At 39.7% G+C, this 21,519-nt stretch carries 16 protein-coding genes and 1 pseudogene; 10 read left to right on the forward strand and 7 right to left on the reverse strand.

The window, feature by feature from the left end; translation table 11 throughout:
- Window positions 1-6 precede the first annotated feature (6 nt).
- The 4 genes from tamB to rraB form a co-directional block, all read right to left on the reverse strand.
- A complete protein-coding gene (gene tamB, locus DV415_RS00265) occupies window positions 7-3,903 on the reverse strand; it encodes an autotransporter assembly complex protein TamB (protein WP_118790316.1) in 3,897 nt (1,298 codons plus the stop codon).
- Between the two features lie 9 nt (window positions 3,904-3,912).
- A complete protein-coding gene (tamA, locus tag DV415_RS00270; RefSeq protein ID WP_118790317.1) occupies window positions 3,913-5,649 on the reverse strand; it encodes an autotransporter assembly complex protein TamA in 1,737 nt (578 codons plus the stop codon).
- Between the two features lie 152 nt (window positions 5,650-5,801).
- A complete protein-coding gene (slyD, locus tag DV415_RS00275; protein WP_118790318.1) occupies window positions 5,802-6,422 on the reverse strand; it encodes a peptidylprolyl isomerase in 621 nt (206 codons plus the stop codon).
- Window positions 6,423-6,501: 79 nt separating this feature from the next.
- Window positions 6,502-6,924 (reverse strand): ribonuclease E inhibitor RraB, encoded by a 423-nt coding sequence (rraB, locus tag DV415_RS00280; RefSeq protein WP_009500694.1) that lies wholly within the window; start codon window positions 6,922-6,924, stop codon window positions 6,502-6,504.
- 108 nt (window positions 6,925-7,032) lie between these two features.
- Here rraB and truD point away from each other — a divergent pair, with 108 nt between their 5' ends.
- The 10 genes and pseudogenes from truD (at window position 7,033) to DV415_RS00330 (ending at window position 18,089) form a co-directional block, all read left to right on the forward strand.
- Window positions 7,033-8,052, forward strand: a complete 1,020-nt coding sequence (truD, locus tag DV415_RS00285; protein WP_118776210.1) for a tRNA pseudouridine(13) synthase TruD — start codon at window positions 7,033-7,035, stop codon at window positions 8,050-8,052.
- 9 nt (window positions 8,053-8,061) lie between these two features.
- The gene (gene surE / locus DV415_RS00290; RefSeq protein ID WP_118776209.1) at window positions 8,062-8,802 is read left to right on the forward strand and encodes a 5'/3'-nucleotidase SurE; all 741 of its coding nucleotides are present in this window, start codon (window positions 8,062-8,064) and stop codon (window positions 8,800-8,802) included.
- A 29-nt stretch (window positions 8,803-8,831) separates the two neighbouring features.
- Window positions 8,832-9,410: a YqaA family protein gene (locus tag DV415_RS00295; protein ID WP_065246487.1), complete on the forward strand. Its 579-nt coding sequence runs from the start codon at window positions 8,832-8,834 to the stop codon at window positions 9,408-9,410.
- A gap of 8 nt (window positions 9,411-9,418) precedes the next feature.
- Entirely contained in the window at window positions 9,419-9,604 is a 186-nt protein-coding gene (locus DV415_RS00300) for a hypothetical protein (protein WP_118776208.1), read from the forward strand.
- A gap of 23 nt (window positions 9,605-9,627) precedes the next feature.
- The gene (nlpD, locus tag DV415_RS00305; RefSeq protein WP_118790319.1) at window positions 9,628-10,926 is read left to right on the forward strand and encodes a murein hydrolase activator NlpD; all 1,299 of its coding nucleotides are present in this window, start codon (window positions 9,628-9,630) and stop codon (window positions 10,924-10,926) included.
- 201 nt (window positions 10,927-11,127) lie between these two features.
- Window positions 11,128-11,208, forward strand: coding sequence for a tryptophanase leader peptide (gene tnaC / locus DV415_RS10455; RefSeq protein ID WP_071819912.1), 81 nt, complete (start codon window positions 11,128-11,130; stop codon window positions 11,206-11,208).
- A gap of 87 nt (window positions 11,209-11,295) precedes the next feature.
- A complete protein-coding gene (tnaA, locus tag DV415_RS00315; RefSeq protein WP_118790320.1) occupies window positions 11,296-12,714 on the forward strand; it encodes a tryptophanase in 1,419 nt (472 codons plus the stop codon).
- A gap of 83 nt (window positions 12,715-12,797) precedes the next feature.
- Window positions 12,798-14,033 carry an aromatic amino acid transporter gene (locus tag DV415_RS00320; protein WP_118776205.1) on the forward strand — a complete coding sequence of 412 codons (1,236 nt, stop codon included), beginning with the start codon at window positions 12,798-12,800 and terminating at the stop codon, window positions 14,031-14,033.
- A 135-nt stretch (window positions 14,034-14,168) separates the two neighbouring features.
- A complete protein-coding gene (mutS, locus tag DV415_RS00325; RefSeq protein WP_118790321.1) occupies window positions 14,169-16,754 on the forward strand; it encodes a DNA mismatch repair protein MutS in 2,586 nt (861 codons plus the stop codon).
- 681 nt (window positions 16,755-17,435) lie between these two features.
- A pseudogene (locus DV415_RS00330) lies at window positions 17,436-18,089 on the forward strand (IS1595 family transposase).
- 219 nt (window positions 18,090-18,308) lie between these two features.
- On the opposite strand, the gene serA reads toward DV415_RS00330, so the two are convergent.
- From serA to hemW, 3 genes are all read right to left on the reverse strand, one after another.
- The gene (gene serA / locus DV415_RS00335; protein WP_118790322.1) at window positions 18,309-19,541 is read right to left on the reverse strand and encodes a phosphoglycerate dehydrogenase; all 1,233 of its coding nucleotides are present in this window, start codon (window positions 19,539-19,541) and stop codon (window positions 18,309-18,311) included.
- 29 nt (window positions 19,542-19,570) lie between these two features.
- The gene (gene rpiA, locus DV415_RS00340; RefSeq protein WP_118790323.1) at window positions 19,571-20,230 is read right to left on the reverse strand and encodes a ribose-5-phosphate isomerase RpiA; all 660 of its coding nucleotides are present in this window, start codon (window positions 20,228-20,230) and stop codon (window positions 19,571-19,573) included.
- A gap of 101 nt (window positions 20,231-20,331) precedes the next feature.
- Window positions 20,332-21,483 (reverse strand): radical SAM family heme chaperone HemW, encoded by a 1,152-nt coding sequence (gene hemW, locus DV415_RS00345; RefSeq protein ID WP_118790324.1) that lies wholly within the window; start codon window positions 21,481-21,483, stop codon window positions 20,332-20,334.
- Window positions 21,484-21,519: the final 36 nt, after the last annotated feature.

Here is a 21,519-nt window from a genome sequence, read left to right on the forward strand (position 1 = left end):
ACATTCCTAAAACTCAAATTTATAAAGCAAATCAAACACCTGGTTTGTACTAGAAACGGATTGAAAATAAAGCTGTGGCATTAGGCGATAACGTAATGTGATTTCTGCTAACCCATCAAATAAACCTACGCCATATTTTATTTGTAAGCGATTGGTAATATTACCACTTACCGTCACTTTGGATTTATCGCCCACGCCAGATGTACCAAGGTTTAAATCTTGAATACCAAAAACTTCGCCAATACTGCCCACTAATTTACCGCTCTTTGAAATGCCTAAACCAATCAATGCTGCGCCAATTGAACCACTGGAGCCAGCTTCACCGCTACTTTCTAACGAACGACCTGTTAATAAATAAGAAAGTGCTTGATCTTGTGGTTTGCTTGGTTCACTGAAAATAGTAACTTCGGGGCTATCAGCTATGCCAATCACTCTCACGCCAGCAGTAATTTTGCTGTCTTCCATTGCTTCAGGATTACGAATAGCCTCAATATTCAATGTAGGTTGTGTCGCTTGGCCAGAAAAACTAATAAGCCCTTTACGAATCAGTAAATCCTGTCCGAAAGAAGCATAGCGACCTTTAGTTAAATTAATCTGACCAAATAAACCTAAATTGCCTTTATCTTGTTTCACAGAAAGTAAACCGTCAAGATTGGTTTTCAAGCCATAAGCATCAAGGCTGACGTCTTTACCAATATTGATGCGTAAATCAGAGCGAATATCCATTCCTGATTTTGTTTTTGCCGCAAATTCACGTTTAATCAGTTCTTCTTTGCTCTTATGAGGGCCATTTAAAATAACTTCATCTTCGCTCACTGGCTCAGCAGTATCTGGTAAGCTATCAATTCTAATTCGCGCCCAAGGAATATCCACCGTTCCGCTTAAATTCAATTCTTTAGGATTCGCTTTTACCGTGATATTTGGACTGAAACGTAGCTTCGCCATAGAAGGAATATCCACGTTGAAATTATTTGCCTGAGCATTTAATTCTGTTGTCCAATGTTCAATATTCGCCCAGTTTGCTCGGCCAGTTAAATTTAAACGACTATCGCTAGTTTCAATTTTGCCCTGTAAGGTGGAATTATTACCGTGGAAATGTACGGCAATATCGCCATCAGTAATATTGACTGGCATGGATTTTAATTTGGTACGAATATTACGAATATTGAAGTTGCCATTTAATAATGGTTTCTCTAAATTCCCGCCAAAACTCAACTTCGAGACTACCTCACCATTCACTGATTCACCACTAGTAAGTAGCTGATTTGCGATCGACAAGTTTAGTCGTTCTATTGCAAGGGTTCCGCCAAGTTGACGATTTTTAGCCAGATCATTTAAATGAATATCACCTACAATCCTGCCTTGGTTATGCACATTGATATCTGTTTTTAAAACCAAATTGTTATTTTGAATGTCGGCGTTAAGGGTTAATTTTGGAATATCCAATTTAAACGTACGGTAATCCAATTTTTGAGAGAAAGCTAAGTGATTGCCATCTACTTTGGCGGTAAATTGGAATGGTTTATCCGTAAACCAAGCAACATTACCTTGCGCTTGTAAATTGCCTTTGAGGCTATCTTGTTCGATAAGTTTATTCACTAAATCCAAATTAACACGTTTAAATTGGAAAGGAATATTCCCTTGCTTGCCCACATTAAAAGATTGTGGAAAACATAATTCTACATCTGTATTTTGCCAGCAATGTGCAGCAATATTGACTTTCGTTTGTTTATTATCGTAAGACACCGCAATAGCTTGGTTGGATTTTACATCACCAATAGGTGTATCGAATTTTGCTTGGGAAAGTGTGCCTTTCCACTGTTCCAAAGTGCGGTCAAAATGACCGTTAATTTGTAAATTTGCAGCAACAGGCTCACCTTGGGATTTAAGCGTTAACAGATGATTTTGTTCATCGCCAGATAAGGCGAGATCAAGTAAACGGAGTTTAACATTTTCACCATAATGGAGTTGCTCTGCCTTAATATTGAATTGTCCTTTAGCTAAAGGATCGCTTTTGATATTCCCTTTCGCGCTCGCTTTAGATAACTGGAAACCTTGCAAGTGTAAATTAGACGAGGTTAAGTCAAGATCAAGATTTGGATTGGTAAACTGACCCGAAATAGCCGTATGCCCTTTCACATTGCCGCTTAAATCAGACCATAAACCACGCAAATTCGGTGCATCGACATCTAATACAAAATCAGAATGGTCATCTAATACTCCTTTTGCGTTAAGATGATTTTCACCATATCTCACCTGCAAATCAGGTACTGTTAGAAGTACATTTTGATTGAGTGTTGCGGAGCCTTTTAAACTGATGGGGGTTGAAGACAGTGTCCCATTTAAATCGGCCACTGGCACTTCCACTTGCCAGCCTTGAGAGCCGGCAAAACCACGTGAATGCAATTTGCCAGATAATGTTGCAGGCATGACAGGCACATAAAAACCGATATTCATTTTTTCTAAATCAGCTTGTACATCCCAGTTGGCGCCTTCTTTCCAGCTTACCGCCCCTACAAATTCACTTTTACCGTCTAACGAAGCTATCCCCAGTTTATTTACGGTTACTTCATAAAGTTTGCCGTCGGCATTAAGGTCCACTTTAGATGCGGGAATATAATCCATTCCATCTACGCCACCCTTAAGCTCAGCGTGATAATTCAGTAAATCCCCTGTGAGCTTAAGTGTCACATCATTAATTTTGAGTGGCGCCATCGTGTTTACAAAAGCGTATTGTCCTTTTGCCACATTTAATGTGAGGTTTAAGGGCATTTTGTCTTGTGCTAATTGCACTTCGCCATTCAGTTCAGCATCTAATACGCCTTTTGTTTTTAAAGAAAGTGCGGTGGATTTTTTCAATGCTCCCGAAAGCGTAAGATCGACATCACTCGCTGGCAAAATTTCTTTTCCAGCGGATTTCAACGGCTCCAAATGGGATTTTAAGGTTAAATCTAGTGGCATATCGCCATCGAGTTGTAATTTACCTTGAGAAGAAAGATTAGCCAACGAGCTTTCTACCGCTAATTTTTGTAATTGCAGTTGGTTATCGACGGTATCCGCCTGTGCAATCAGGCTTGGGATTTCAATAGATTGAAGTGTTTCACCTTTTTCATTCACCGCTTGATAATGCCAGTTTTTGCCTTTAATCGCGGGGATATGTAAATCAAAAGGAAGAATTATTTCTGATACATTGCCTAAAAAAGCAGGCGTTAAAGATTGCTCAATCGCATCCCAATCTACAGGCTTATTCGGCTGTTCGGCTTTCGGCTCTGATTTAACTTCAGGCAATTTTTTTGAAATAACTGAAATATCGTTAATTTCAGTCGGCGCAAGAGTTAAGCCTTTTTCATTATTTAAACTTACCGCACTTTTAAAATGACTGAGAGTAAGATGAGTCTGATCAACATTTACAGATAAATCTTGCACCACCAAATTTTCTGCATTGATACTAATTGGCAAGGAAATGCGTTTCATCGGGCCAGACTTTGAATCATCAGGCGTTGATGGAGGCAGTAATGCTGTATTAATCGCAATCGTCGGTTTATTTAAGGTGAAATCGCGTAAACAAACCTCACGTGAAAGCAAACAACCGAAATCAAGCTGTAAACGTGCTTGCGCAATATGAGTATCAATCCCAGCGGTTTGATAACGAACATTATTCAGCACTAAGCCATTTTGTAATCCGCCTTCAATTTGCTCAACGGAAAAACTATCAAGCATTTTATCGGTAAGTTGAATTAAACCCCTTTGCCCCGCATCAAAAGAAAGTGCTCCAGCAACACCTAAAACAGGTACCAAAATAATCGCACTTCCGATACAAACAGCCTTGCGTACCCAATGTTTTTTATTCGGTTTCTCAGGTGATTTTGGTGAAGTTTCTGATGGTTGTATTTGTTCTGTCATAAATTCACCTTAAATTTCTGTACCAAGTCCGATGTAAAATTGAATATTTTTGCTGTTATCTTTATCACGAATCGGGGTGGCAATATCAAATTTAATCGCACCCACTGGTGATGCCCAACGGACACCAATGCCTGCGCCATAACGTAATTCTTTCGTTGTGTAATCATTGGCTGCTAATCCACTATCTGCGAAGGTTGCTGCCCACCAATTCGGATAAACTTGATATTGATATTCTAAAGAACCCGCAAGTAATCGCGAGCCACCAACCAATTTTCCGTTTTTATTTTTAGGCGCAATTTTTTTATAGCCGTAACCGCGTACACTACGATCGCCACCAGCAAAGAAACGAAGTGCGGGCGGAATTTTTTCAATATCCTTTGTGTGTAAATACCCAACTTCAGCACGAGCAACGATACGGTGATTTTCTGCATAAGTACGAATCCATGCGCTAGAGGCTTGCACTTTTACGAAAGACGCTTCCGATAACCAAACTTTGTTACCCACATCAAACGTGATTTTTTGTACGTCGCCCCAAGTTGCAAAAGAACCGCCACGTAATCGGGTGCGAGTAAATCCGACTGTTGGATAAAGGAGGAATGTTTTATCGGTTATATCGGCTTGTGTAAAACTGTCGTATCGCGCACGAAGTCCGCCAAAATATTGCCAGCCATGCGCGTTGTTCCAATAACGTAACGCGGACAACGTAAGCGCTCTCGTATTGGTATCATTCTCTTTTTCACCTTCCCAACCGACAGAAAAATCATAGTAGTAATTTAATGGATTTTTAAGCAGTGGCATTCGATAAGTTGCCTCTAAAGTTTGTTTTGGTGCAGAGAGATAAAGATTGGTACGGAAACTATGTCCACGGCTATTAATCCACGGTTTTGTCCAACCAATTTGAGTGTGCAGGCCACCATCAGTTGCAAAGCCCACCCCTAGTTCCATCGCATTTTTTTTACGTGGATAAAGAATTATCTCCACATCCACAGTTTTGCTTTTATGATTAACATTAGGTTGAACTAATACTGAACTAAACCAATTTGAAGATGAAAAATCGCTGGTTAAATCCGATAAGTTATTCATTAAATACGGATCACCAGATTTGATGTTAAGAATATTATTTAAGTAATCATCCCGAATTTGTGAATGGCTAAAAGTAATATTGCCATAATGATAACGAACGCCACTATCAAATAACATTCGCCACCATGCTTGGTGGGTTTCAGGGCTGATTTCTAAACGTGAAATTTTAAATTCCCCATCAAAATATCCACGATTTAATGCTAAACGTGAGATCGCTGTTTTGTAATCATCGTAAGTTTGGTGTTCAACCAAAACGCCTTCTTTCGGCAAGTTTTTACGTAACGCACCAAAATTTTCATCTTGTGCAGCTTCCCCTTCAATTTGCACATCAGTGCCCGCAATTTTTGTTGGCTCGCCAGGTGTAACATGAGCAATCAACAAATCGCGTTTGCCTTGACGCTGTTTTCGTTCAAAACGCACGGAAGATTCATAATAACCAAACACACGCAAACCACGATCCACAGCTTTGGTCACCAAATGTTGATAGCGTTCAGATCCATCCATTTCTTCTTTGTTAATCAGATGAACATTGAGATCCGTATTACGAACAGCACGGAAACCACGGATGCCTTGAACTTCAATATCAACAGTTTGTTCAGCAAATGCGGGAAAGCAACTTAATGCTAAAAAAAGTGCGGTGAGTTTTAGCGATTTTTTCTTCATTTTAAGGGGCTAAAATTTTCTAAGTAAATTGCGCTATAGTCTACCGAGAAGTTCGTTAGGATCCAATATTTTCAGCGCATTTTGTCGGTTTTTTCATAAAAAAATACCGCACTTCATTGCTAAAGTGCGGTAATGTTTTCGACTGTTTTTAATTAATGACCGCCGCAGCCACAGCTGCCGTGACCATGTCCGTGCCCGTGACCACCGCCGCAGCATCCGTTGTGGTCATGATCATGGTCGTGATGGTGGTGATGACCACCACAGCCACAACCGTGACCTTCTTCGTCATCATCGTGGTGGTGGCTATGCGCACCGTGAACGTGGCCGTGTGCGATTTCTTCTAACGTTGCTTCACGAGTTGCGACAACTTCAACGGTGAAGTGTAATTCTTGACCAGCTAACATGTGATTTCCATCAACCACAACTTCATCGCCATCGATTTCAGTAATCACCACTGGAACTGGACCAATGTCAGTATCCGCTAAGAAACGCATGCCAACTTCAAGTTCATCAACACCTTGGAATACATCTTTTGGTACACGTTGAACCATATTTTCGCTGTATGCACCGTAACCTTCTTCAGGTTGTACACGTACTTCAAATTTGTCGCCTACTTCTTTGCCTTCAAGCGCTTTTTCAAGACCGAGCACTAAATTATTGTGGCCCTGTAAATATTCTAGTGGTTGATTCGCTGGAGCTTCATCTACCAATACGCCATCTTGTGTGCGAACTTGGTAAGCAATGCTCACCACTACATTTTTTGCTACTTTCATTATGTTTTCCTTATAAAAAATCGGTTAAAAAAGCTGTATCATTGTAACGAAAATTATTCCGCACGCAAGGCTTTACGGATTAATGTACACGAGGTTCTTCTTCATCCTCATCATCAAAAAATTCCCCATCATCGCCGTATTCATCGTCATCGGCATTCGGGTCTTCAAAATAGGTGCCCCAACCATCATAAATGCCTTTATGTTTTTCTAACAACGGAAGGATTTCTTTTTGTTGCGCATCAATAATTTCCGCTTTTAATTCTACTTCACTGATAATGTCAAAACAGAAAATTGGTTTGCCATCATCATCTTCAAATTCTTCTGCTTCGGAAACTTCATAACCGGCTTTAAACGCATCTACCGCAATTTTTTCTAATAAATCAAAATCGTGATGAGCAATGTGATGCTCAATAATATAAAGCGCATCCGGGTCACTACCATCGTTAAGTAAATCAGCGATAATTTCACGGGTTTCTGCTTGTAACTCAGCCAATTTTGACATAATAAAATCCTTCAACAAGAACAAAAGTGCGGTTATTTTAGTGGATAAATCACCAAAAGTCGCATAAAATTTCGTGCAATTATTTTCTATAAAAAAGACCCCTTAATCATGCTCGAACAACTCCCTTATTTGGCATTAAAAACACCGCCAAAAACCACCGCACTTTTAAAGGCTGAATGTGCGGATTTTATTGTAAAAGAGTATTTAGGCTATGAAATGTCAGGCGAAGGGGAGTTTGTTGCCTTGTATGTACGCAAAACAGATTGCAACACCTTATTTGTTGGCGAAAAATTAGCTAAATTTGCCGGTGTTTCTGAACGTAATATGGGATATGCGGGGTTAAAAGATCGTCGAGCGGTGACAGAACAATGGTTTTGTTTACAAATGCCAGGAATGGAAACGCCCGATTTCAGTCAATTTGAATTAGATGGCGTAGAGATTTTAACGGTTACTCGACATAACCGAAAAATTCGCACGGGTAGCCTTGAGGGAAATTATTTCGATATTTTATTACGCGGTGCAGAAGAATCTGATGAGCTTAAAGCGCAGTTGGATTTTGTAGCAAATTTTGGTTTCCCCAATTATTTTACGGAACAACGTTTTGGTCGGGATGGTCATAACCTCACGCAAGCATTGCGTTGGGCGCAAGGGGAAATCAAGGTAAAAGATCGCAAAAAACGCAGTTTTTATCTTTCCGCTGCACGCAGTGAAATTTTTAATCTAGTTGTGGCTGCACGTATCGAAAAGGGCGCAACAAATCAAGTTTTGCCAAATGATATTGTGCAATTAGCCGGTTCGCACAGTTGGTTCAAAGCGGACGAAAAAGAAGACTTAAATGCCTTGCAAGTGCGGTTAGAAAATCAAGATATTTTACTCACCGCCCCTTTAATTGGCGAAGATGTGTTGGCCGCAAGCGATATTGAAAACGAAATTGTAAATCAACATTCAGTTTTCGATCCTCTAATGAAACAAGAAAGAATGAAAGCGGCGCGTCGTCCATTATTAATGAAGGCAAAAGCGTTTTCTTGGGCATTTGAGCCTGAGGGCTTGCGTTTGAAATTTTATTTACCTGCGGGCAGTTATGCCACAGCATTGGTTCGTGAGTTAGTAAATTATACAGAAGCATAAGGAAGTACAATGCGAATTTTAGTCAGTAATGATGACGGTTTTCACGCGGAAGGCATTCAAGTTTTAGCAACAGAATTAAGAAAAATTGCAGAAGTCATTGTTGTTGCCCCCGATCGTAATCGAAGTGCGGCATCAAGCTCGCTCACATTAGTGGAGCCATTGCGCCCACGCCATTTAGATAATGGCGATTATTGTGTAAATGGCACACCTGCAGATTGTGTACATTTAGCGTTAAACGGATTTTTATCTGGCCAAGTAGATTTAGTGGTATCAGGCATTAATGCGGGTTGTAATATGGGCGATGATACGATTTATTCAGGCACATTAGCCGCAGCCCTTGAAGGACGTCATTTAGGCTTGCCTGCTATTGCGGTTTCGTTAGATGGTCGTCAACATTATGAAACTGCAGCGCGAGTGGTGTGTGATCTCATCCCAAAATTACGTCATCAATTATTAAATCCTCGTGAAATTATTAATATTAATGTGCCTGATTTGCCTTTTGAAGAATTAAAGGGTTACAAGGTATGTCGCTTGGGTTACCGTGCTTCGTCTGCAGAAGTCATTAAACAAAGGGATCCTCGTGATGAAACCATTTATTGGATTGGCCCTTCAGCATTACCTGAGGATGAAAGCGAGGGAACAGATTTCCATGCGGTGAAAAATGGTTATGTGTCTATCACGCCAATTCAGGCAGATCTTACTGCCCATAATTCACTTTCGGCTTTACAAGATTGGTTAGAGCAGGAATAATGGCGCGTTTTACCAAATAGAGAAGAAATATGAAAATTTTCGGTACGATGTATGATAAAACTATGCAATGGTCAACGCACCGTTTTGCGACTTTCTGGCTCTCTTTTGTTAGTTTTATCGAGGCGATATTTTTTCCTATTCCACCTGATGTGATGTTGATCCCAATGTCAATGTCAAAGCCAAAAAGTGCGGTAAAATTTGCATTTTATACGGCGATTGCTTCTGTCATCGGTGGAGTTATCGGTTACGCTATTGGTTATTATGCAACCGACTGGGTAGAAAACATTGTGCAACAATGGGGATATGGTGCGCATTGGGCAAAAGCCATAAATTGGTTTGAGCAATGGGGCGTATTAGTTGTGTTTGTGGCGGGTTTTAGCCCAATTCCTTACAAGGTGTTTACTCTCTGCTCTGGGGTAATGCAAATGGCATTTTTCCCTTTTGCCATTACCGCATTTGTTTCACGTTTAGCGCGTTTCTTGCTAGTGGCAAAATTAGCCGCATGGGGCGGTGAAAAATTCGCAGCAAAATTGCGAAAATCTATTGAAATTATTGGTTGGTCAGTGGTGGCACTGGCTGTCATAGCTTACTTTATATTGAAAAACTAGGATAAAAAATGAATAAATTAGGTCTTATTTTAATGGTTGGATTCGTATTAGTTGGATGTGCATCAGAACCGGTTAAAGATCCAGATGCGTTGCCAAACGGCATCATGCAACCAGTAGAAGGTACAGGTGCAGTTGCTGGTGGTAGCTTTATGCCGGAAATTCAAAAAAATACGATGCCAGCTCAAATGAAATAATAACGGAACAATAAGGAATTACTATGAAAAAATCGTTTCTCTTACTCCCTTTGAGTCTTGTTGTATTATCAGCTTGTACCTCTAATTCTCCTGCGCCAATTACCAATGCAGATAACACCCTTTCACCTGGTATTATGCAACCTGTAAATGGCGAGAGCACGGGCGGTTCTTGGCAACCTGAAATTCAAAAAAACACGGTACCAGCGATGGGCGGTGTTCCAACAGGCGTGCAAACTCCACAGCCAAATTTCCAACCAACCTATCAACAGCCTGCCATGCCAGCAGAGCCTGCTCAACCGGCATTCAAACCTGCACAGCCAGCGTTTCAGCCAGCTCAAAAACCAGTTATGCCAACACAAGCGCCAGCTGTACAAACAAAAACAATCACTAAAACTGTTTCTGATTGCGTAGATTCGCAACATATTAATGTTCCACGTAATCCAAATACCAATGCACCAGATTATAGCCAAATTGAAAAAGGTTCTTACAAAGGCAATACCTATAAAGTGAACAAAGGCGATACCATGTTCTTAATCGCTTACTTGGCAGGCATTGATGTAAAAGAATTAGCAGCATTGAACAACATGACTGAGCCTTATAGTTTGAGCTTAGGTCAAACTTTAAAAATTTCTAATTGTGGTACAAAAACAGTGACAACAACGGTTCCTGTAAAACAACCTGCGGTAGCAACGACAACAACTACTGTGGCTGCACCTGCAGAACCAGCAGTCACCTATACGCCAGGTGCAAATGGTACGCAAATGGGATCTGATGGCACAATCATTGGACCAATTAAATCTGGCGCAGGTGTAGCAAATAGCGCACCAGCAATGGTACCAGTTGCGACAACTCCTGTTACCCCAGCGACAACACCATCAGTACCAACTACACCAGTAGAGAACACCAATAGCACACCGATTAATGCCAATGTTGTTGCTCCAATCGCATCAAATGTTGCATGGCAATGGCCTACTTCAGGTAATATCATTCAAGGTTTCTCCAATACTGATGGCGGAAATAAAGGGATTGATATTAGTGGTTCTCGTGGACAAGCTGTTAAAGCGGCTGCATCAGGTCGCGTCGTGTATGCTGGCAATGCTTTACGTGGTTACGGTAATTTAATCATCATCAAACATAATGATGATTTCTTAAGTGCTTATGCGCATAACGACAAAATTCTTGTAACCGATCAACAAGAAGTCAAAGCTGGTCAAGAAATCGCAAAAATGGGTAGCTCTGGTACAAATACCGTGAAACTCCACTTTGAAATTCGCTATAAAGGTAAATCAGTGGATCCAGTACGTTACCTCCCAAGACGTTAATCTTCTTCTAACAAAGAGCGGTGAAAAATCTCAACAAATTTTCACCGCTCTTTTTTTATTAAAAATATTCTGTGAGGAGCATCACAAAATAAAAAAATAATAGATGACAATGTTAAATTTTATATTATTCTGATAATGCTTCGTAGTTAGAAGTCAGTGTTAAGTTTTATTAAGTTTCTCTTCTCTTAAAAGGAGTTTAATATGCTCAACTTGCTCTCTCCTAACCAAACTTGGGTTCTTATTGATCCAAGATTATCTTTTTATTTTCCCATAATTTATTAATCCTTTCTTATTAACCATCAAAGTGTTTTCATTTTAGAAAATAATTTTTTATTTAAACTAAGCAAATTAATTTTTGGGGATTTTGCTATGGAAAATTTTAAACATTTACCTGAACCTTTCCGCATTCGTGTTATTGAACCAGTAAAAAGAACTACTCGTGAGTATCGTGAACAAGCGATCTTAAAATCAGGCATGAATCCATTTTTATTGGATAGTGAAGATATTTTCATTGACTTACTCACTGATAGCGGTACTGGCGCTGTTACACAAGATATGCAAGCTGCAATGTTACGTGGCGATGAAGCCTATAGTGGCAGTCGCAGTTATTATGCGCTAGCCAAAGCAGTGAAAGATATTTTTGGTTATGAATATACAATCCCTACTCACCAAGGCCGTGGTGCAGAACAAATTTATATTCCAGTATTGATTGCTAAACGTGAACGTGAGAAAGGTTTAGATCGCAGCAAAATGGTGGTTTTCTCTAACTATTTCTTTGATACCACACAAGGACATAGCCAAATTAATGGGGCAACGGTTCGCAATGTTTATATCAAAGAGGCATTTGATACAACAGCAAAACATCCATTTAAGGGTAATTTCGATTTAGAAAAATTAGAAAAAGGCATTCAAGAAGTGGGAGCACATAATGTACCTTACATTGTATGTACCATTACTTGTAACTCTGCGGGTGGTCAGCCAGTTTCTATTGCAAACTTAAAAGGCATGTATGAAATTGCGCGTAAATACGATATTCCAGTTATCATGGATTCAGCTCGTTTTGCAGAAAACGCCTATTTTGTTCAACAACGTGAAGAAGCTTATAAAGACTGGACTATTGAACAAATTACTTACGAAAGTTATCGCTATGCTGACGGTTTAGCGATGTCCGCCAAAAAAGATGCTATGGTACCAATGGGCGGTATTTTAGCGTTTAAAGATCAATCAATGGAGGATGTTTATCACGAGTGTAGAACGCTTTGTGTTGTGCAAGAAGGGTTCCCTACTTATGGTGGTTTAGAAGGTGGTGCAATGGAACGCTTGGCTGTTGGCTTGCATGATGGTATGCGCCAAGAATGGCTGGCTTATCGTATTGCGCAAATTGAATATTTGGTTGCAGGCTTAGAAAAAATTGGTGTGCCTTGTCAACAACCGGGTGGCCACGCAGCGTTCGTAGATGCAGGTAAATTATTACCACATATTCCAGCCGACCAATTCCCAGCACAAGCACTTTCTTGCGAACTTTATAAAGTTGCAGGTATAAGAGCGGTAGAAATTGGCTCATTTTTATTAGGACGAGATCCGAAGACGGGTAAACAACTACCGTGTCCAGCTGAGCTTTTACGCTTAACTGTACCACGTGCAACTTATACGCAAACTCATATGGATTTCATTATTGAGGCGTTCCAAAAAGTGAAAGAAAATGCAGAGAATATTAAGGGTTTAACCTTTACTTATGAACCAAAAGTTCTCCGCCACTTTACGGCACGTTTAAAAGAAGTTGAATAATATCACGAAAAATGCAGTTCATTTTGAACTGCATTTTTTTATCAACAGCTAACTCAATAATTTGTTATTGATAAGGATGTTCTATGAAAAAACAACCTTCCATTTTTGGTGGCGCCTGTATTATTGCTAGTGTTTGTGTCGGAGCTGGAATGCTTGGTTTACCAACATCTGGTGCTGGAGCTTGGACAATATGGTCAGCATTAGCAATTTGCTTAACGATGATAATCATGACATTATCAGGCTGGTTATTACTTGAGGCCTATTCTACTTATGATTTAAGAGCATCATTTAGTACCGTAACTAAAGATATGCTCGGTTCAACTATCAATTCTATTAATAATCTTGCTGTGTATTTTGTCGGGGGTATTTTACTTTATGCTTATACCACTGCATCTGGAGGTATACTAGAAAACCTTATTAAACCGTGGATTGATTTTGGTTCATCTACATTGGCAATTTGCTCCACTGTATTTGTATTAGTCTTTTCCTTCTTTGTTTGGCATTCCACTCGCATTGTAGACAGAATATCTGTTTTATTGATTGTATTCATGGGGTTTACTTTTATTTTTAGTACTTATGGATTAGCAACTAATATTAGTTTAGATACTTTATTAGATATTGGTGGAAAAGATACAAACTATGCAAAATATGCAGTAGGGATGTTTCCTGTTGCGTTAACATCTTTCGGTTACCATCATTCTGTTTGTACGATGCGAGCCTACTATGGGGAAGAGAAAAAAGCGAAATACGCTATTTTAGGCGGAACAGCAATTGCTCTTACTCTTTATTTACTTTGGATTTTTTCAATTTTTGGAAATTTGCCTCGCGATCAATTTGCACCTGTAATAGCTAGTGATGGCAATCTAGATATATTACTTAACGCTTTAGGTGGGGTAATAGAATCTAACATGGTTAAACAAATGATTAATGCCTTTTCTATCGCCGCAATTTTGTCATCTTTTATTGGCGTAGGGTTAGGCGTATTCGATTATCTCGCTGATTTCTTCAAATTTGATAATGGCAAAATTGGACGAACAAAGTCATGGGCAGTGACTTTCCTACCTCCACTAATTATGTCAATTTTATTTCCATTGGGTTTCTTAAAAGCCATTGGGTATGCCGGCGCAGTAGCGACAATTTGGACTTGCATAATTCCAGCGCTTCTTGCTTATAAATCTCGCAAAATAAATGCAGCAGCAACAACATTCCGAGTTTTTGGTGGAAATGGATTAATAATCTTCATTGCATTATTTGGTGTTTTTGTGGCTATTTTCCATTTTCTAGCAATGTTTGACTACTTGCCTGTCTTTAAAGGATAAATATCAACTGAAAGAGCGGTGAAAAAACTCAACAAATTTTCACCGCTCTTTTTTTATCTAGCTTTTTCCCCTTTCGGCACCTAAAATAGCCACCACAAAACCTATCTTTATTCAGTTTCAAAAGCAGGTAATTAGATGATTTCCGAAGAAAATTTCCAACAGCACACGCCAATGATGCAACAATATCTAAAACTCAAAGCAGAGAATCCAGATATTTTGTTGTTTTATCGCATGGGGGATTTTTACGAGTTGTTTTATGACGATGCGAAAAAAGCGGCCGCATTGTTGGATATTTCTTTGACGAAACGAGGTCAATCAGCAGGGCAACCAATTCCAATGGCGGGGGTGCCTTATCATGCGGTGGAAGGCTATTTAGCAAAATTGGTTCAGTTGGGTGAACCTGTTGCGATTTGCGAACAAATTGGTGATCCTGCCACAAGCAAAGGGCCTGTGGAGCGCCAAATTGTGCGAATTGTTACGCCTGGTACGGTAAGTGATGAAGCACTGTTGCCAGAGCGCCAAGACAATCTGATTGCTGCGGTATATCAAGAAAAAGAAAAATTTGGATTAGCCACTTTAGATATGACCTCTGGCCGTTTTCAGCTTTGTGAACCTGCAGATAAAGAAACATTACGTGCTGAATTGCAACGTATTGCACCTGTGGAATTGCTGTATTGTGAAGAATTTAATGAAATGGCTGCAATTGAACATTGCAAGGGATTACGCCGTCGCCCGATTTGGGAATTTGAACTTAGCACCGCCATTACGTTACTGAATCGCCAATTTGGCACAAAAGATTTACGTGCCTTTGGTGTAGAAAAATCCCCTCTAGGCTTAAGTGCGGCAGGTTGTTTATTGCAATATGCAAAAGAAACCCAACGTACCGCATTACCCCATATTCAAAGCATTAGCTTAATTCAAAATCAAGACTGCATTCAGTTAGATGCCGCCACTCGCAGAAATCTTGAATTGACGCAAAATCTTGCGGGTGGCACAGAAAATACGCTAGCGTCTGTATTGGATAAATGCGTCACACCAATGGGCAGCCGCTTATTGAAACGTTGGATTCACCAACCTATTCGTGATGTGGAAAGATTAAAACAACGCCAACAAGCGATTACGGAAATTCTGAATTTTGATTTGGTTGATGAACTCCAACCTTATTTGCAATTAGTCGGCGATATGGAGCGTATTTTAGCGCGTGTTGCGCTACGTTCAGCTCGTCCACGCGATCTCACCCGCTTGCGCACGGCATTAGAACAAATTCCAGTATTACGCGCGATTGTGCAACAAAAAACACCGCCATTTTTAACCGCTCTTTTCGGTCAAATTGCCGATTTCACCGAGCAGTGCGATTTATTGCAACGTGCATTGATTGAAACGCCCCCGCTTTTAATACGGGATGGTGGTGTGATTGCTGAAGGTTACCATGCTGAGTTGGACGAATGGCGTATGCTGTCTGATGGTGCAACTCAATATTTGGAAAACCTCGAAAAACGTGAGCGTGAAAGCACGGGCATTGACACCTTAAAAATCGGTTTTAATGCAGTGCATGGTTATTACATTCAAATTAGCCAAGGCCAAGCGCATAAAGCGCCCATTCATTATGTTCGCCGTCAAACTCTGAAAAATGCAGAGCGTTACATTATTCCTGAACTCAAAGAATATGAAGACAAAGTACTAAAATCGAAAGGCGCAGCGTTAGCGTTAGAAAAGCAGCTTTATGATGAATTGTTTGATTTATTATTACCGCACTTAGGCGCGTTACAGCTGGCGAGCCTTGCACTTTCTGAATTGGATGTATTGGTCAATCTCGCCGAGCGCGCAGACACCCTCAATTACGTGATGCCAACATTTTGTGATGAAGTAAGTGTGAAAATTGAAAATGGTCGCCATCCTGTTGTGGAACAAGTATTGAAAGATCCTTTCATCGCCAACCCAGTGGAGTTAAATCACAACCGTCATTTGTTAGTTATCACTGGACCAAATATGGGCGGTAAAAGTACTTATATGCGCCAAACCGCATTAATTACATTGCTGGCGTATATCGGCAGTTTTGTGCCAGCAGACAGCGCGCGAATTGGACCGATTGATCGTATTTTTACTCGAATTGGTGCGTCTGATGATTTAGCTTCAGGGCGTTCAACCTTTATGGTGGAAATGACTGAAATGGCAAATATTCTTCATCAAGCGACAGCCCAAAGTCTCGTGCTTATTGATGAAATCGGTCGTGGCACATCCACTTATGATGGCTTATCCTTAGCTTGGGCTTGTGCAGAATGGTTAGCCAAAAAAATCCGCTCACTTACATTATTTGCCACCCATTATTTTGAATTAACCGCATTGCCAGAACAGCTAGAAGGCATCGCTAATATTCATTTAGATGCCCTTGAGCATAACAACACCATCGCCTTTATGCATGCCGTACAAGATGGCGCCGCAAGTAAAAGTTATGGTTTGGCAGTTGCGGCTTTGGCTGGCGTGCCGCAATCCGTTATTAAACTGGCAAAACAGAAATTGACACAATTAGAAAAAACCTCAGGTCATTCAGCCGATCAGCAAATTCAGGCATTGCGTGAAGCCAATCACACTCAAGGTGAATTATTGTTTGAACAAGAAACGGATGCACTAAGAGAGGCTATTGAAAAACTGGATCCCGATGATTTAAGCCCTAAACAAGCCTTGGCGTATTTGTATCAGTTAAAGAAAATGGTGGGATAAATCTTACAAAAGTGCGGTGAAATTTTGATCTAGCCAAAAATAGACTATTTACCTAAGAACTGATGATAACACAGCATCGAAGTCAGTCTTTGAATTTCAGTTTAATTCGTTGCTGGTTATAGTAATCCAAATAATCCTTACAGCTTTGGTCTGAATGTAAAATGTCTCGCTTTGCTTAAGTTGTTTTGTTCTTTGCTGGCTCCTGTACTATCCATGTTGTCAAAAATAGGAAGGTTATATTAATCCGTTTTTTATGATATCTGCACCATGGCATTATTGGACTAAAAATCTGACAGTTTTACGTTATGAACTCACTTTACGTGATAATACCAATTGGGAGTGGTTTATTAGTTAGAATAGTGAGTGGATAGATTACAGGAATGCTTTTCAGCTTCACTGATTTCATCACCTAATTGTTTAATTAAATCTTTCAATTTTTCAAAATCTACAGAGTCAGCTTAGTTCAATGAGTGATTTTTTCTGCTTTTTATTAGCATGACTCAATTAAATTTTTTAACATAATTAGTCCTTCATTTAGATTTAATTAAGATTGCTTATAAAAAGATATCGAATAATATATAAAGTGTAAAAATTATTTAAAATTCAAATTTTAATATTTTTTGATACATTTAGTAAATATTTGGGGCTGACGTAGATTAGCAAGTACGCTAGTCTATAAAAATGAAGATAACTCATTGTAAATTAAAGAAATCTATACAAAATAAGCTCCTTGAATTTTCTGTATTAGAAGTGACAGCCCGAGCAGCGGCTGATTTACTCGGCATCCAAGCCAATTCAGCGATTTTGTTTTACCGAAAAATTCGTGAAGTCATTAGCTATCATTTAGCCCTTGAAGCCGATGAGGTTTTTGATGGTCAAATTGAGCTTGATGAAAGCTATTTTGGCGGTCATCGTAAAGGAAAACGAGGTCGAGGCGCAGCAGGAAAAGTTGCCGTATTTGGTTTGTTAAAGCGACAAGGAAAAGTATTTACGGTAGTGGTAGAAAATACCAGAACAGAGACATTAATACCTGTTATTGTGAGGAAAATCAAGCCTGACAGCTGGGTGTATACAGATACTTATCGAAGCTATGATGCTCTTGATGTAAGCAAATTTCACCACGAATGAATCAATCATTCTGAACTATTTGCGGTGAAACAAAACCACATAAATGGAATAGAAAATTTCTGGAGTTAGGCGAAGATAATCCTCCGAAAATATAATGGAATCGACCGAAAAAACTTTCCTTTATTCTTGAAGGAATGTGAATTTCGGTTTAACTTTGGAGCACCAAAAGAACAGCTTAAAATATTGAGAAAATGGTGTGGTATTTAGGGCTAATCTATGTCAGCCCCCTAAATTATTTCTACCAAATATTTTTTTCCTTATGCAAATACCCACATAAGATAATTTCTTAATGAAAGAATATGTAGCTCCTTTTAAGTGGGAATCAGGGGCAGGGATTGTCAGTTTTCACAAGCCCCAAGAGAGGCTTGTGAAGTATAGTCCCTTATAGGGGGATAAAAACCTCTTGTTTTACGTACGAATTGTCATTTAGTAAAGTACCCGCGCACGAATTGTGCCATCGATTTCCTTCAATTTCGTCAGTAATGGCGATGCATCATTCGTTTCTACATCAACGACAACATAACCAATTTTCGGGTCAGTTTGTAAATATTGCGCGGCAATATTGAGGTTGGCTTCGACGAAAATTTGGTTCAGTTTATTCAATACACCGGGGCGATTTTCGTGAATATGCAATAAGCGTTTTGTTCCCTCATGTTCTGGTAAAGAGACCTCTGGGAAGTTTACCGAAGAAAGGGTTGAGCCATTGTCTGAATATTTAACAAATTTGCCTGCCACTTCAAAACCGATATTTTCCTGTGCTTCTGCTGTTGAACCGCCGATATGTGGAGTTAAAATCACATTATCAAATTCGCGTAACGGTGAGACAAATTCCTCGTTAATTGACGCAGGTTCAATTGGGAATACATCAATTGCGGCACCGTGAATTTTATCGTCTTTTAAGGCTTGAGCGAGCGCATCAATATCTACTACTGTGCCACGCGCAGCATTGATCAAAATTGCACCTTGTTTTAATTGTGCGATACGCTCAGCGTTCATTAAGTTTTTGGTAGATGGCAGTTCTGGCACATGTAATGAAACCACATCGCAAGAACTGAGTAATTCTTCAAGGCTACGAACCTGTTTGGCATTGCCAAGCGGAAGTTTATTTTCAATATCGTAGAAATATACATCCATGCCTAATGATTCAGCAATAATACTTAATTGTGAACCAATGTGGCCGTAACCAATAATTCCTAATTTTTTACCCCGCACTTCATGAGATCCCGTCGCTGATTTATTCCAGACGCCACGATGTACTTCGGCATTAGCCTGTGGTACATTGCGCATAAGTAATAAAATCTCGCCTAATACAAGTTCTGCGACGGAGCGAGTGTTTGAGAATGGAGCATTAAATACAGGGATTCCACGCGCTTTTGCTGCATTTAAATCCACTTGGTTGGTACCAATACAGAAACATCCCACAGCGGTTAATTTGGGTGCGGCTTCAATCATTTCTGCCGTTAAGTGGGTGCGAGAACGCAAGCCAATAAAGTGTGCATCTTTAATGGCTTCTTTTAATTCATCACCATCTAGTGCTTTTTTATAGTAATCAATATTGGTATAGCCTGCCGCATGGAGCGTATCAAGTGCGCTTTGATGCACACCTTCAAACAATACAAATTTGATTTTTGATTTGTCTAGAGAGACTTTGTTTGTCATGTTTGCTTCCTTATGATTTTTATTATGAGTTAGTCAATAATTTTGGCGCCTTCAGGCGTACCGACGATTACAATGTCTGCGCCACGTAACGCGAATATCCCGTTAGTGACAACACCCGCAACGTTGTTTAATTCTTTTTCCATTTCAACTGGATTTAAAATAGTGAAGTTGTGTACATCTAAAATCACATTACCGTTGTCCGTTACCACGCCTTCACGATATTCAGGTGCGCCACCAAGTGCGGCTAATTTTCTGCCTACTTGTGAACGAGCCATTGGAATAACTTCAACTGGTAATGGGAAGGTAGATCCTAATACATCCACTTGTTTACTCGAATCTACAATACAAATAAATTTTTTCGCTAATGCCGCGACGATTTTTTCACGAGTGAGCGCTGCGCCGCCGCCTTTAATCATCATTTTTTGTGGATTGATTTCATCTGCACCATCCACATAAATATCTAAGCTCGAGACATCATTTGCATTAAATACTTCGATACCTTGTTTACGTAATAATTCTTCTGATGCTTTTGAAGCCGCAACGGCGCCTTGAATTTTATCTTTGATTGTGCCCAAAGCTTCAATAAAGCAGTTCACCGTGGAGCCGCTTCCCACCCCAACAATCGTATCTGCTTTTACATATTGTAATGTGGCTTGTGCGGCGAGTTTTTTCATTTCTAATTGATTCATTTCTTTTCCTTATTTTAATAAGTAAACGATTGCGTTACTTTATTACGAGAGTATTTAATAAACAAGTGTAATTTTCAGTAATGAGAGGTTTAACGGATAAGTTACGATTCCGTTAAAAATAATTCCAATAGTTCATTGAGAAATAACTTGCCATGCTCAGTGATTTGCCAAGAATCAGCGTTTTCCACAATATAGTTTTGTTGAATGGCAAAATCAATTTGATTTTTCACCGCACTTTGCGATAAACCCGTGTAATCTTCAAATTCTTGTTTGGGTACCGCTTCTAACAAACGAAAGCGATTCATAAAAAATTCAAAAGGGCGGTCAATTTCTGGCACGTTTTTTTCTTCGTAAAGATATTCGCCACGCAAATAACCTTTCGGGTGTTTTGTTTTAGAAAAGCGGGTAATCTCACCATTCGGAAACGTCAATTTCCCGTGTGCGCCACAGCCAATGGCTAAATAATCCCCAAACCGCCAATAATTCAAATTATGTTTACATTGAAAATCCGCTTTTGCGTAAGCCGAGGTTTCATATTGCTGGTAGCCCGCTGCGGTTAAAAGTTGGTGGCCTTGCTCAAAAATATCCCAAAGCACATCGTCATCTGGTAATTTAGGTGGGCGGTAGGCAAACATGGTATTTGGCTCAATAGTGAGCTGATACCAAGAAAGATGGGGAGGAGATAGCTCAATAGCTTGGCGAAGATCATCTAAGGCTTCTTCCAGCGTTTGGTTCGGCAAACCGTGCATTAAATCCAAATTGAAACTTTTTAGTCCAGAAACTTTCGCTAAATTGACCGCACTTTTTGCCTCTGCTGCATTATGAATCCGCCCAAGACGTTGTAATTTATCATCATTGAAACTTTGAATTCCCATAGAAATTCGCGTAATGCCTGCGGATACATAACCTTTAAAACGTTCAGCCTCTACCGTACCGGGATTAGCCTCTAATGTGATTTCAATGTCATCTTCAAAATCAATCTGCTTTTTTATTTCCTTTAAGAGGTGCGCAATACTTTCTGACGAAAACAAACTTGGCGTACCGCCACCAATAAAAATTGAATGGAGTTTTCGTTGTTGAATGGAATCTTTAAAGCGTTGTAAATCAGCCTGCAAATCTTGCAGAAGATGATGAATATAGTCTTGCTCTGGTATATCGCCTTTTTGTGCGTGTGAATTAAAATCACAATAAGGGCATTTTTGAACGCACCATGGAATGTGTATATAAAGGGAAAGTGGAGGAAGTTTGAGCATTGTGTTATTAATAAATTTTCAATTTGGAAAAGTATA

This window comes from Haemophilus haemolyticus, from assembly GCF_003490595.1.
GTDB classification, from domain to species: domain Bacteria; phylum Pseudomonadota; class Gammaproteobacteria; order Enterobacterales; family Pasteurellaceae; genus Haemophilus; species Haemophilus haemolyticus_L.